Genomic DNA, 14583 nt, shown 5'->3' on the forward strand with positions numbered 1-14583 from the left:
GCGCCACTCAGCCCAAGCTAATCAGACGCACGCCGCGGCGTTGTAATCCGTCGCACAAGGCGCACGCCGCGCCTGTCTGATCCACCACACACCTCACCCCCGCAACGAAGCCAACCGCTGCGCCAACTTCTTGGGCGACACCCCACCACGCACACCCAGTTCCTGCGCGAACAACGACACCCGCAACTCCTCGATCTCCCAACGCAAGGCCTGCCAGCCCGCATCCTCGGCGAGCCCCGCCGCCTGCGCCGCATCGAACGCATCGACGAACGGCTTGAGTTCCAGCATCCGCGCCTGATCGCGCACCGGATCGCGCAAGGCGCGCTCGCTGCGCACCGACAAGGCCTTGAGATAGCGCGGGTACTCGGCCAGCGCCGAAGTCGCGACATCGCGCAGGAACCCCGGCGGGGTCAGCCGCGCCAGCTGCGCGCGCATGTCGTCGAGGTTGCCGCTGGCCCAGCCCATCAACGACGACTCCAGCCGCGCGCGCGCCTCGGCGACCGCGCCGAGAATCGTCTCGGCCTGACGCAAGCGTTCCATCGCCTCGGGAAACAGCTTGCGCGCGACGGTCTCGCGGCGCAGTTCGAACCCGGCCGGATCGCGCACCGCGACCAGGTCGGCGTCGTCGCCCAGCAACGACTGCAAGGCGCCGTCGACCAAATCCTCGCGCAGGCGATCGCTGTCGCGCGGTCGATCGTGCGAGGCGCGGTCCTGCGCGGCGCGCGTGGGCGACACGCGGTCCTTGCGCGGCGCGGCCGACTCGATCGCCGCGTACAGCAGCCCGGTCTTGGCCTGGATCGGCATCTGCTTGCGCGCCTGCTTGAGCTTCTCGGCCATCGCGATCGCGAGCAGCCGGCGCACCCCGCCCGGATGCGCGCGCAACGCGGCCTCGCGCTCGGCGTGCACGCGCAGCGACACCGTGTCGCCGTCATCGTGCAAGGCCGGAAACGCCGGCACGCCGGCCGCGCCGGGCACCGACATCGGGATCGGCTGATCGGGAAACGCGGTCAGACCCTGCTGGCCCAGGCCATCGGCGGCCTGCGCGGCGAACGCGCGCGCGGCGCGCTCGCCGAAGCGCTGGCGCAGCTCGTCGAGATCGCGCGACTCGGCCAGCACCTTGCGTTCGGCGTCCTTGCCGCCGCGCGGATCGGCCGCGTCGAGCAGGCGCAGGTTGATGCGCAAATGCGGTTCGATCGTGCTCGGATCGAAATCGGTCGCGGCCACTTCGGTGCCGGTGAGCTTGCGCAGGAACCGCGCCAGCACACTGACCAGATCGTCGGCCTCGGCCTGGCGATGCGCCTCGTGGAAGGCCTTGGCGAAATCCGGCGCCGGCACGAAATTGCGGCGCAAGGTCTTGGGCAACGATTTGATCAGCGCCGCGGCCTTGTCGGCGACGAAACCCGGCGCCAGCCACGACAACTGCGCCGGATCGAGCGCGTTGAGCAGATGCAGCGGCACCGCCACGGTCATGCCGTCGTCGACCGCGCCGGGCTCGAAGCGATAGCGCACCGCCAGCCGCGCATTGCCCAGTTGCAGGTACGGCGGGAATCGCGACGCCTCGGTCTCGCCGCCGACCATCAGATCGTTGTTCGACCATTCCAGCGCGCGCTTCTCGTCGGCCGACAGCTTGGCGTACCACGCGTCCATCGCCTGCACGTTGTGGATCTGCGCCGGCAAGCGGTCCAGATACCACTGCGCCATCCATTCCTCGTCCACGACCAGGCCGGCGCGGCGCTGCTTGGCTTCTTCCTCGTGCGCCTTGGCCAAGGTGGCGAGGTTGCGCGCGACGAACGCGGCGCGGGTGTTGATCTCGCCGGTCACCAGGGCGTCGCGGGCGAAAATGATCCGGCTTTCTTCCGGATACAGCGCGCCGTAATGGATCGGCCGCTTCGGCGCCAGCACCAGGCCGAACAGACTGATCTGTTCGCTGCCGACCACGCGGCCCTGCGAACGCGCCCAGCGCGGATCGTGATGGCGACGCGCGAGCAGATGCGGCAGTTCCTGGATCGCCCAGTCCGGCTCGATCGTGGCATTGGTCATCGACCACACCCGCTCGGTGTCGAGCAAGGTCGCCGACAGCAGCCACGGCGGCGGTTTCTTGGCCAGCGGCGAACCCGGGAACAACTGGTACTTGCGCCCGCGCGGGCCGTCGTACAGCCCCTTGTCGCCGCGAAAACCGATCTGGGTCGGCAGGCCGGCGATCAGCGCGCGGTGCAAGGTCGCGTACGCCGAGGCATCGAGTTCGCCGGAACTCGCCTGCGCCTGCCAGCCCAGCTCATCGCACAGCAATTTCAGCTGCCGATGCAGCTCGCGCCATTCGCGCATGCGCAGGAAGCCGAGGAAATGCTTCTCGCACCAGCCGCGCAGCTTGGATTGGGTCAGGTCTTCGTGCGCGGTCTGATACGCGTCCCACAGCTTGAGGATGCCGACGAATTCCGAACGCGGATCGGCGAACAGCGCATGCGCCGCATCGGCCGCGCCGCGCTGGTCGGCCGGACGCTCGCGCGGGTCCTGGATGCCGAGGAAGGCGGCGATCGCGATCATCTCGCGCAGGCAGCCGTGGGTGTTGGCCGCGACCAGCATGCGCGCGAGCTTCACGTCCACAGGCATGCGCGCCATGGTCCGGCCGATCGCGGTGAGCCGGCGCTGCTCGTCGACCGCGCCCAGTTCGGCCAGTTGCTGCCAGCCGTCGGCGATCGCGCGGCTGTCGGGCGGATCGAGGAACGGGAAGTCCTCGATGATCCGCGCCGAGGCGCCGTGCGCGGTCGCGGCATCCTGTTCGGTGGTCGCCGCGGCGCCGCGCGGTCCGCGGCGTTTGTGACCGCCGCCGTCGACGCTGCCCAAACCCAGCGACAGCATGCGCAGGATCACCCCGGCCAGGGCGGCGCGACGGATTTCTGGATCGGTGTAGCGCGGCCGCGATTCGAAATCCGGCTCGCTGTAGAGGCGATAGCAGGTGCCTTCGCTGATGCGTCCGCAACGGCCCTTGCGCTGGTCGGCGCTGGCCTGCGAGACCGGTTCGATGTGCAGCCGGTCGAGCTTGCCGCGCGGGCTGTAGCGCTTGACCCGGGCCAGGCCGGGGTCGACCACGTAGCGGATGCGCGGCACGGTCAGCGAGGTTTCGGCGACGTTGGTCGCCAGCACGATGCGGCGCTTGGGGCCGGGATTGAATACCCGGTCCTGATCGCGCACCGACAGCCGCGCGTACAGCGGCAGCACCTCGGTTTCGCGGTACTTGCGCCGCTCCAGCGCCTGGTGCGCGTCGCGGATCTCGCGTTCGCCCGACAGGAAGATCAGCACGTCGCCGCGCGGATCTTCGCGGGTGATTTCGTCGCAGGCGGCGACGATGCCGTCGTTGACGCTGCGCGCGGGAGTCGAGATTGGGGATTCGGGATTCGCGGAACCCGCACGACGAGCGCCGCCGACATCGCGAGCCGCGGCCTTGCCGATTCCCGACTCCCCATTCCCCGTTCCCGCATCGTCCAAAGGACGATACCGAACGTTCACCGGATAACCGCGACCCTCGACGCTGACCACCGGCGCGCCGTCGAAATGCGCGGCGAAACGCTCGGTGTCGATGGTCGCCGAGGTGACGATGATCTTCAGGTCGCCGCGCTTTTTCAGCAGTTGCTTGAGATAGCCCAGCAGGAAATCGATGTTGAGGCTGCGTTCGTGCGCCTCGTCGATCAGGATCGTGTCGTAGGCCGACAGCCAGCGGTCGGACTGGATTTCGGCCAGCAGGATGCCGTCGGTCATGAACTTGACCGCGGTGCGTTCGCCGACGTTGTCGTTGAAGCGGACCTGATAGCCGACCACTTCGCCGAGCGGGGTATTGAGCTCCTCGGCCACGCGCCGCGCGACCGCGCGCGCGGCGATGCGGCGCGGCTGGGTGCAGCCGATCATGCCGGCGGCGCCGCGGCCGGCGGCCAGGCACAGCTTGGGCAACTGGGTGGTCTTGCCCGAACCGGTCTCGCCGGCGATCACCACCACCGGATGCTTGCGAATCAGCTCGACGATGCGATCGGCCTCGGCCGCGATCGGCAGCGCCGGATCGGCCGGCACCCGCGGCAGCGACGCCGCGCGCGCTTCGCGCTGCGCGACCGAGGCCGCCAAGGCCTGCGCGAACGCCGCCTGCGCCTGCGCGTCGGCGGGCTTGCCGCTCCAGCGCGACCACAGGCCGTGCAGGCGGCCGCGATCGCGGCTCAATGCGCCGTCGATCGCGTTGCGCGCCTGCCGTAACGCGACGCTAGCATCCGCGTGGCTAGACTGGTGTTTGGAATTGCTGGTGTTCATCGATAGATCGTTTGCATCGCAGCGCAAGGAACAAACCATTTCACATCGCGGTCGACAGCGCCTATTGTCGCCGCAGTGTCCGACGCGAGCGTCGGAACCCTTTCGATTCGATACCGGCCCACCGGAGCGCTTGAAATCCGGGGCCCGCGTCGAAACGTATTGAACTTCGGCGCGCGCGCCGAAGCGTTCTGCCACCGTCCCGCCTCACCATCCCGCACTGGAGTAAAGGAGTCCCCCATGGCCAAGGTCAGCAAGCCCGGAAAACCGGACAAATCCTCGTCCAAGAAGTCCGCGTCCCCGTCGTCGTCGAACAGCCCGGCCGCGTCGCCCGCCGCCGGCAGCAGCGCGCCCTCGATCGATATTGGGATTTCGCCGGGCGATCGCAAGAAGATCGCCGAAGGTCTGTCGCGCTTTCTGGCCGACAGCTACACCTTGTACCTGAAAACCCACAATTTCCATTGGAACGTGACCGGGCCGATGTTCAACGCCCTGCACGTCATGTTCGAAACCCAGTACACCGAGCAGTGGACCGCGCTGGACGACATCGCCGAGCGGATCCGCGCGCTGGGCTTCAACGCGCCGGGCTCGTACGCCGAATTCGTCAAGCTCAGCTCGATCCCGGAGGAAGCCGGCCTGACCGAAGCCGCCGATTGGCGCGAAATGGTCCGCCAGCTGGTGGTCGGCAACGAAGCGGTATGCCGCACTGCGCGCAAGGTACTCGACCAGGCCGACGACGTCGATGACGCGCCGACCGAGGACCTGCTGACCCAGCGCCTGCAGACCCACGAGAAGTATGCGTGGATGCTGCGTTCGCTGCTGCAGTAATCGCGATCTGGCGGTAACCCGGCGGGCGCGGCGATGGCCGCGCCCGTTGCGTTTGCGGGGTTTGGCGTGTTCGCGGGCGACCCAGGCGAGCGCTCATCACGGGCCGTCATCCCGCCAGCGCGCGCGCCGAACGGCGGCGGCGCTGAAGCCCGGCGCTCCGCGCTCGGGCCTGCAGTCCGGCCGCCAGCCCGAGCCCGCGGCACATTCCGACCGCGGCGCAGGCCGAGCCCCGAATCCTCGACGCCGCAATCGCCGACCACCCGCGACGCCGGTTTCCGACCGGTCCGCGAACCGGCCCGGTTAAACTAGCCTCATGCCTTCCCCCGCACTCGAGTTACTGCACCGCGTTTTCGGCCATACCGCGTTCCGCGGCGAACAGGCGCAGATCGTCCAGCACGTGATCGACGGCGGCGACGCCCTGGTGCTGATGCCCACCGGCGGCGGCAAGTCGCTGTGCTACCAGATTCCCTCGCTGATCCGCGAAGGCTGCGGCCTGGTGGTCTCGCCGCTGATCGCGCTGATGCAGGACCAGGTCGAGGCGATGCGCCAGCTCGGCGTGCGCGCGGCCTATCTCAATTCCACCCTGAGCAGCGAGGACGCGGCCGAGGTCGAGCGCCAGTTGCTGGCCGGCGAGCTCGATCTGCTCTACGTCGCGCCCGAGCGCCTGCTCAGCGGCCGCTGCCTGAACCTGATCGACCGCGCCAAGATCGCCCTGTTCGCGATCGACGAGGCGCACTGCGTATCGCAATGGGGCCACGACTTCCGCCCCGAATACCGCGAACTGACCATCCTGCACGAGCGCTGGCCCGACATCCCGCGCATCGCCCTGACCGCCACCGCCGACGAGCCGACCCAGCGCGAGATCGCCGAGCGGCTGACGTTGGAGGACGCGCGCCGCTTCGTCAGCTCGTTCGACCGTCCCAACGTGCGCTACCGCGTGGTGCACAAGGACAACGGCACCCGTCAGCTGCTCGATTTCCTCGCCGGGCATCGCGACGAAAGCGGCATCGTCTATGCGTTCTCGCGCAAGCGGGTGGAATCGGTGGCCGAGCAATTGGCCGCCGCCGGGATCAAGGCCCTGCCCTACCACGCCGGCATCGACGCAGGCGTGCGCGCCGCCAACCAGCGCCGTTTCCTGCAGGAAGACGGCGTGGTGATGGTCGCGACGATCGCCTTCGGCATGGGCATCGACAAACCCGACGTGCGTTTCGTCGCCCACATCGACCTGCCCAAGTCGATCGAAGGCTATTACCAGGAGACCGGACGCGCCGGCCGCGACGGCGAACCGGCCGAAGCCTGGCTGTGCTACGGCCTGGGCGATGTGGTCAATCTGCGCCAGCTCATTCAACAGGGCGAAGCCGGCGAGGAACGCAAGCGTCTTGAGCTGCGCAAGCTGGATTCCTTATTGGGCTTCTGCGAATCCACCGAATGCCGGCGCAAGGCGCTGCTCGGGTGGTTCGGCGAGCCGCATCCGGGCAACTGCGGCAACTGCGACAACTGCATGGAGCCGCCGCAGAGTTGGGACGGCACCACCGCCGCGCGCAAGGCGCTGTCGTGCGTGTACCGCACCGGCCAGCGCTTCGGCGCCGGTCATGTGATCGACGTGCTGCGCGGCACCGCGACCGAGAAAGTCACCCGTTTCGGTCACGAAGCGCTGAGCACCTTCGGCATCGGCAGCGATCTGGACGTCAAGCAGTGGAGCAGCGTGTTCCGGCAGCTGGTCGCCGCCGGCCTGCTGGAAGCCGACATCGAACGCCACGGCGCGCTGCGCCTGACCGCCGACAGCGCGCCGGTGCTGCGCGGCGAACGCGAGCTGCGCTTTCGCACCGAAGCGCCCAAGGCCGCGCGCGCCAGCACCCGCAAGACCCGCGGCGGCGCGGGCGCGGCGCCGATGATCGACATGGACCCGGCCTCGCTGCTGCGCTTCAACGCCCTGCGCGAATGGCGCTCGACCACCGCGCGCGAACAGAACGTGCCGGCCTATGTGATCTTCCACGACAGCACCTTGCGCGCGATCGCCGAGCAGGCGCCCGACGACCTCGACGACCTTGGCCGCATCCCCGGCATCGGCGTGAGCAAACTCGATCGCTATGGCGAGGCGGTGTTGCAGCATTTGCTCGATCACGGCTGAGGCGGCGATCCCGGAGTCGGCGCGCGGTCAGTTAGGCGGAAGCGAGCGCGGGAGCGTCGCAAGTCGAGGCAGCCGCTGCGACCTCAGAGCCGCGACGCAAGCGCGATGACGCGGTCGCGGCTCGCGCCGCTCCTACAGGGGGCGACCGCGGCTTCATTGCTCGCTGTAGGAGCGCCGCAAGTCGCGACCGCGACCTCACAGCCGCGATGCAAGCGCGATGGCGCGGTCGCGGCTCACGCCGCTCCTACAGGGGGGCGGCCGCGGCTTCGTTTCGCACTGTAGGAGCGGCGTGAGCCGCGACCGCGACACAACGGCTACGTCGCAACCAACACGAACGGCGACGGCAACAGCGGCAACGGCCACAACTGAAACGACAACGACAACAACCGCAACGCCGCCCTACTGCAGCTGATACGAGAAATTCAAATTCCACCGCGGCTTGCGATCGTCGGTCTCCAGCGGAATATCCGCGGTCGGCTTGGCGTAGGCGAAGTCGACGTTGAAATGCTTGTTGTCGGACAACCGCAATCCCAGCGCGACGCTACCCAGGTCGTCGATCGGCGGGCGGCCCTCGGTCAGGGAAACCCGCGCGTGCTGCACGCTCAGATACGGGGTCACCGACTTGAGCCATTTGGCCTTGGGACGGAAGTTGCGGCTCAGCTCCAGCGCCGCGCCCCAGCCGCGGTCGCCCGAGGTTTCGCCGGGGTCGTAGGCCAGGGCGAAACGGCTGCCGCCGAAGCTGATCTGCTCCGACGACGGCAGGCGCTGGCGGCTGTACTGCGCGGTCGCGCGCAGCACCGCGGCGTAGCGCTGTTCCTTCCAGGTGCGGCTTTGCGCGTACCCCAGGTTGTAGCGGGTGAACGACACGTCGCTGGCGCCGGCCACGTCGACGCCGTCGATGTTGGTGACGGTGTCGGCCGACGCGCCCCAGGTGTCGAGCCCGCGCGCGACCGAAATGCTCGCCTGGCGCGCGTGGTTCTTCTTGGCCTCGGCGTAGTCCAGCCCCGCGGTCACCACCCGGGTCTTGGAGCGCTGGTCGAGCAAGGCGCCGTTGATCGTATTGAAATAACGATCGGACTGATCGGCGGCATACACGCCGGCCGAGACGAACAACGACCGCTCGTTGCGCAACAGCAGCGGATAGCGCGCGCTGATCGCCACCCGGTCCTGTTCGACCCGGTGATCGAGAAACGCCGGCAGCGGGGTCTGGGTGACCGGCACGCCGCGATAGCGCGAACCGTCGACCCGGCCGATCCAGCCGTCGCTGCCGATCAGCTGCGAATACCCGGCGCTGTAGAAGCGTTCGTTGCTGCGGCCGTCGGGGTACAGCGCGGCCAGGCTCCATTGCTCGGCCAGCGAGGTCAGCGCATTGAGGTTGAGCGTCGCCAGGCCCTGAGTGCCGGGGTGATTGAATTCCAGCGCCCAGGTGGCGTCGTAGCGCTTGCCGCCGACGTTGAGATCGAGCGAGGTCGCGCCGTCGGTGGTGGTCGGCGCCGGCACGTTGATGGTCATCTTCGCGCCCGGCAGGAAGCCCAGGATCTGCGAATAGCGCTCGAAGGTGCTCTGGCGCAGCGGCCGGTCGTCGACGATGCGCTGGGCGATCGCGCGGATCTTGCGTTCCAGCTTGCCGGGCTTGCCGCCGATGCGGACCTGGGCGACATAGCCCTCGACCGCGACCACGCGCACGGTGCCGTCGGCGAAGTCCTGGGTCGGCACGTAGCAGAACGACAGCGCATAGCCGCGCTCGCGATACAGCTTGGTGCAGGTCTCGGCGGCGCCGAGCAGGTCGGCGACGGTGATCTGCCGGCCGATCAAGGGAATGAACAATCCGGTGACCTGTTCGAACGGCACCGACTTGACCCCGGACACCTCGAACCGGATCGGCGTCAGCGGCACCGCGAGCAAGGCGGCCATTTCCGGATTCTGCTGCGGCGCGACGATGGTGCCGACCTTCGGCTCGGCCTTGGGCAGCGGCGCTTGCGGCAGGGTTTGCAGTGGATTGCCGGTGGTCGGCAATCGTGGCTGAGTCTGAGAATGCGCCGTGGTCGCCGCGAGCATCGCGGTGATCGCCAGCGCCAGTGGATAGCGCTTCCCCCAAAGCCCTGTATCCATGCGGAACCCCTTGTGCCTCGGCGGTGGCTTTCGCCTTTGCTACGCCGGGCCGGTTGTCGTTGTTGTTTTGGTTTGACTCGGGCGAACGGTGGTTCCTGAGGTCGTTCGTGTTTCGGGTGGCTGGCTTGGGCTCCCGTCTGGATCACGGCCCCGGATGCGCGCGGCCGAGGCCGAAAACGCATCCGCAAGCCTTGGGTTGGACTCTACGACCTGTGCGCGCGACGGGAACGGCGCGATGCCGTTCCCGCGCGCCAGATCACATCCGATCAGGGCTTACCGCCCTTTTTGCCCAGCAGGCCGGTGCCGAGCAGGCCACCCTTGCCGCTGTCGTTGCCGAGCACGCCGCCCAACAGGCCGCCGTTGGTGTTATTGAGCCCGGTCGCCCCGGCTACGCCGTTGACGACCGTGCTCAGCCCCTGAGTCACCGGCTGCAGCGGTCCGTTGACCGCCGCGGTCGCACCCGTGCCGACCGTGGTCACGCCACTGCCTACGCCGGCGAGCGCACCGCCGACCAGGCCGGTGACCGGCGCCAGCGGCGTCGAGCCGCCCACGCTGGCCACGCCCGCTCCCACGCCGCCGACCGTGCCGCCCAGACCGGCCACGCCGCTGGTCACGCCCGCCGCGGTCACCCCGACCGGGTTGGCGATGCTGCCGGCGTTGCCCAGTCCCGCGGTGATGCCCGCGCCGACCGTACCGAGATTGTTGCTGACGCCGGTGACCGCGCCGCCGACCAGACCGGCCGCGCCGCCCGGAACCGGAGCGCCGCTGAGCGCGCCGCCGACCGCCGCGCCGGCCGAAGCCACGCCGCCGACCACGCCGCCCGCGCCCTGCGACACGTTGGCGACCAGATTGCCGCCGCCGCTGCCGCCGGTACCGCCGCCGTTGGTCTGGCCCAGCCCCGCGATCGGCGTGAGCACCTTGCTGACCGCGCCGGTCAGCGACTGCCCGGCCGAGCCCTCGAGCACACCGCCGAGCTTGCCGCCGATGTCCTTGACCCCGCCGCCGACGCCCGAGACCAGTCCGCCGGCCGCGCTGGTCAGCGGCTGGATCGGCGAGCCCTGGAACGCGCCGACCGTGGCGACCGTCTTGCCCAGGTCGTCGACCGTGGTGCCGACATTGACCACCAGATTGTCGACCCCGCCGACGGTGGTGCCGACCGGATTGCTGATATTGCCGATCTGGCCCAGGCCGCTGCTGGTCGACAGACCCAGCCCGCTGACCGTCTTGCCCAGGTCGTCGACGACCTTGGCCAGGCCCTGCGTGGTCGGGTTGTTGCCGCCGAGCAAGGCCTGATTGGGAATCTGCGCGCCGAGCGTGCTGACCCCGCCGCCGATGCCGGTGACCAAGTTGCCGGCCACGGTCACGATCGCGCCCAGAGCATTGCCAGGCACGCTGGTGCCGCCGGGACCACCGGGACCGCCCGGATTACCCGGACCGCCGGGGCCACCGGGTCCGCCCGGATTGCCGGGACCGCCCGGGCCACCGGGTCCGCCCGGATTGCCCGGACCGCCGGGGCCACCCGGATTGCCGGGGCCGCCAGGACCACCCGGACCGCCGGGATCGCCCGGGCCACCGGGGCCACCGGGGCCGCCCGGATCGCCGGGGCCGCCGGGACCGCCCGGATTGGGATTGAAGCTGGACTTGACCCCGCCCGAGCCCGAGCAACCGGTCGTCGAGACGGTGACCGTCAAAATGCATGCCGCCAACAAGCTGTAGGAAAGGGCCTTGCGAATGCCACGAGTGTCCATCACGTCCTCCGAGCGCAGCGTTGCGCTGCTCCGTGCCTGGGTTTATCGCTATGCCTGCGTTCGCGGGGGCGACACCGGCTGAGCGCCGATACCACACATTCAAAGTGTTATTTGAGTGTGTACGGCGTGAGGCTGCTCCTGTTTAGGGTCTAGGACAAGTGATGAAACCGGTCCAGGCGAGCGGCCAATGCGATATTTCCGATAATCGGTAATTCTCGTGAGAAAGCGTGATTTTCGTTCACCGTCGGCTGCTGGAACGCGACGTTGCCGACAAACAGGACAGCGCCGGGCCACGCGGCAAGAGCGCGATTTCGCGCTGCGGAAAAAGAATTTCAATCCGCTACTTGAACGTGCATTTCGCACGAGCCGTCCGACTGCATCGACTTTGCATCGGCTTTGCACCGGCGTGGATCGCCCTGCGTACGCGGATCAACCGCTAATCCGTACATTTACTGACCACAAAGGCGCAGCTTTTATGCAGCGATTTGGCATTTTTTACGTAAATACGGGCAAGACGTAAATTTTCGCCGCGCAATCTAAATTCGGTGCCGCGCCGGCGAGCCCGAATGTGCCGGCGGTCTCACCACTCGACCGTGCCGCGGATCACCGCCTGGACCTGGCCGCCGATCCAGACCTCGCCGTCCTCGTCGATGCGCACCTCGACACAGCCGTCGCGGCCGACTTCGCGGCCCTGGCTGACGCTGTAGCGATCGCCGGGCCGCAGCCGGCCGGCCTCGACCAGCGCCGCGGCGATGGCCGCGTTCGCGCTGCCGGTCACCGGGTCCTCGGCGATCCCGTCGCCCGGGCAGAACGCCCGCACCACGTAGTCGTAACCCGGATCGCGGCTGCGCGCGAACACCGCCAGCCCGAGCGCGTCGTCGCCGGCCAGGGCGAGGATGGCGTTGAGATCGGGCTGCAGGCTGCGCACCGGGTCGGGCTGGTCGGGCGCGGCGTCGAGTTCGACCACCCACCAGCGCGGGCCGTTGTCCCACAGCGCCGGCGCCAGCGCGCCGCGCGGCCAACCGGCGAGCGCCGCGTCCAGGCGCGGCGCGGTGGCGCGATCGTGATCGCAACGTCGCGCGCGCGGCGCGCGCACGCTGACCCGCATGCCGGTGCTGTCGTGGACGATCCGCACCGGCAGCAGACCGGCCGCGCATTCCTGCACCAGCGACTCGCGATCGGCCGGCACCCGTCGCGCGTCGATCGCCGCCCACGCCGCGCCGAGGCTCGGATGGCCGGCGAAGGCGAGTTCCTGGCGCGGAGTGAAGATGCGCACGCGATAGTCGGCGCCGGCTTGCGGCGGCAGCAGGAAGATCGTCTCGGGCAGATGCATCCAGGCCGCGAACGACTGCATCGCCGCGGCGTCCATGTCCTGCGCATCGAACACCACCGCCAGCGGATTGCCGGCGCCGATGCGATGGGCGAACACATCCAGTTGCAGGTAGCGGCGCAGGGTCATGAGCGCGGATCGTACCGGTTGCCGGCGCCGACGACAGTGGCTTCAGGCCGATTGACGCGGTCGCGCTGGCGGCGCTAATCGCCAGGCCGCTTCGCTTGCGCCCAGCGATTGCCGCGCGTGCCGGCGCCGCGGCCGAGACGACAGCGATAAACCGCCGCGCAACGCGCCGCATCCACGAATGTAGCGCATTGCGCGACGCTCCGCGAATCGCAGCCGCCGGTGCGTGGAGCGCGCGACCGGCGTGAGTCGGAGGGGGCGTCGGACTCGGCTGCGTGGCGGAGAAACGAGGATGCGGCCATGGCGGCGGCTGACGGCGCCGCGGTGGACGCATCGCGAAGGATCAGCGACGCGAGGATGGAACCCCGCGCTCGTGCATCGCCGGCGCGGCATCGTCCGCCGCGCGCAGCGCGTCGCGATCGACCGACGAGACGACGCTGCTGAAGAACACAGTCTGGCAAACAATCGCCAACCACAGCCGGTGCACGACCGGGCGGCGCGGGAACGAACGCATGCGATGCAACTCCTGAAACGAACAGACGAACCGGCAAATCGACGACCGGGAATCGCGCGGCGCCATCGAACTTCGGACAAACGGCGCCCGCACCGGCGCGCCGACGGCGATGGTCGAAACCACAAAGGATCGGCGAGAACGCGCAAGCAATGCCGCGGTTACGAGCCGCGAGGCGCCGTCACCCGAGCGAGGCAAACGCTCGGATGCGACTCGCCCGCAGCTCAACGCCCCTCGATCAAACGCGTGGCGATATCGGGCGAAAATTCCCCGGCCGGCGTATTCGGCGCGATCCCGCACTTGCCGTCCGAATCGCCGGGCACCTTGACCCACAACAGCATCTCCGCGCCCGTGGCGCTGTTCTGCGAACCCGCGCCGAGCTTGCGCCCGCCCGGATTGCACCACTCGCCGTTGGAGCCGTTGCCGTTGCGGCTGGTATCGACCACGAAGGCCTTGCTGTAACCGAACTGGCGCTGCAGCGAGGCCGCGACCGCCGCGCCGTAGGCATTGGAATCGGCGGTGGTGTGATAGTTCGACACGTTCAAGGCGAAGCCGCGCAGATCGCGCGCGCCGGCCGAATTCAGCCGCCGCGCCATTTCGTCCGCGGCGATCCAGCTGGCGTTGCCGCCATCGTGATAGACCAGCGCATTGGGCGCGCGCGCCTTGAACTCGCGCGCGGCGTGCTGCAGCAGGCCGATGCGCACCGAACGCTGATCCGCCGCGAGGCAATCGAGTTGCGCCAGCGCGTCGGGTTCGATCACCACCACCGCGCGACGGTTGCCGATGCCCGAGGCGAAACTCGATATCCAGGTGCGATAGGCCTCCGGACTGCCCGCGCCGCCGCCGGAATGACTGCCGCAGTCGCGTCCGGGAATGTTGTAGGCGACCAGGATCGGCAGCTTGTCGGCCGCGCGCGCGGCGTCGACGAAGACCGTCACCGCGGTGCCGATATTGCCGCTCCAGTTGCCGAACCAGCGCGCCATCGGCCGGGTCGCGATCGAGTTGCGGATCGCGTTCGCTCGCGTGTCGGCCGGATGGTCGCGCACCCACAGCGCCGGGTTGGAATCGGGATCGACGTAGAAGCCGCTGTTCTGGTTCGCGGCGAGCGCGCAGGCCGGCGTCAGCGCCGCGGCCAGCGCGAGCGTCGCGAACACCCGGCGCGTCTGCGCTAGCGGGGCCGAATTGGATCGGAATATTTGACGCATGTCTCTTCCTGCAAGTGACGCGGGGATGGATACCGCCGACGGCGACGCGAAGGTTTCGCGCGCTACTTAGTTTTGCTTACGACTGCCATCAGCTTTGCTTTGTTCGCCGATGCCGATGAGGCCAAAAATGACCTCGAAATCCAAGCCGCTCTTCCAAGCGCCTCACACTTTCGAACATCCGCGTCGACACCGCATCGACAGCCTGAAAATCGCGTGTTAGTCGTGGCGGCATGCTCACTTCCCCGGAGCATGCCGCCTTCGACTTCGACCTCAGCCAATCAGATAAGCCGATCGGACAAACC

Annotated in this window: 8 protein-coding genes; 2 read left to right on the plus strand and 6 right to left on the minus strand. The window is 68.8% G+C overall.

Features of this window, described 5'->3' with window-relative positions:
• Positions 1-93: 93 nt before the first annotated feature.
• The gene (locus IEQ11_RS19105; RefSeq protein WP_191823695.1) at positions 94-4293 is read right to left on the minus strand and encodes a DUF3418 domain-containing protein; all 4200 of its coding nucleotides are present in this window, start codon (positions 4291-4293) and stop codon (positions 94-96) included.
• Between the two features lie 237 nt (positions 4294-4530).
• Between IEQ11_RS19105 and IEQ11_RS19110 the strand changes: the two genes are divergently transcribed.
• Both IEQ11_RS19110 and recQ read left to right on the plus strand, forming a co-directional pair.
• Positions 4531-5118 carry a Dps family protein gene (locus IEQ11_RS19110; RefSeq protein ID WP_036107789.1) on the plus strand — a complete coding sequence of 196 codons (588 nt, stop codon included), beginning with the start codon at positions 4531-4533 and terminating at the stop codon, positions 5116-5118.
• Between the two features lie 313 nt (positions 5119-5431).
• Complete coding sequence (gene recQ / locus IEQ11_RS19115; protein WP_057922401.1) at positions 5432-7249, plus strand: DNA helicase RecQ; 1818 nt, start codon at positions 5432-5434, stop codon at positions 7247-7249.
• A 399-nt stretch (positions 7250-7648) separates the two neighbouring features.
• Here recQ and IEQ11_RS19120 read toward each other — a convergent pair whose 3' ends face one another.
• From IEQ11_RS19120 to IEQ11_RS19140, 5 genes are all read right to left on the minus strand, one after another.
• On the minus strand, positions 7649-9361 hold the full coding sequence (locus tag IEQ11_RS19120) for a ShlB/FhaC/HecB family hemolysin secretion/activation protein (RefSeq protein ID WP_191823694.1): 1713 nt from the start codon (positions 9359-9361) through the stop codon (positions 7649-7651).
• A 266-nt stretch (positions 9362-9627) separates the two neighbouring features.
• Complete coding sequence (locus IEQ11_RS19125; RefSeq protein WP_228465035.1) at positions 9628-11109, minus strand: collagen-like triple helix repeat-containing protein; 1482 nt, start codon at positions 11107-11109, stop codon at positions 9628-9630.
• Between the two features lie 580 nt (positions 11110-11689).
• A complete protein-coding gene (locus IEQ11_RS19130) occupies positions 11690-12568 on the minus strand; it encodes a PhzF family phenazine biosynthesis protein (protein WP_191823691.1) in 879 nt (292 codons plus the stop codon).
• A gap of 340 nt (positions 12569-12908) precedes the next feature.
• A complete protein-coding gene (locus IEQ11_RS19135; RefSeq protein ID WP_191823690.1) occupies positions 12909-13079 on the minus strand; it encodes a hypothetical protein in 171 nt (56 codons plus the stop codon).
• Positions 13080-13300: 221 nt separating this feature from the next.
• Complete coding sequence (locus IEQ11_RS19140; RefSeq protein ID WP_191823689.1) at positions 13301-14281, minus strand: glycoside hydrolase family 6 protein; 981 nt, start codon at positions 14279-14281, stop codon at positions 13301-13303.
• Positions 14282-14583: the final 302 nt, after the last annotated feature.

Origin of the sequence: Lysobacter capsici, assembly GCF_014779555.2 — a bacterium.
Lineage (GTDB): Bacteria > Pseudomonadota > Gammaproteobacteria > Xanthomonadales > Xanthomonadaceae > Lysobacter > Lysobacter capsici.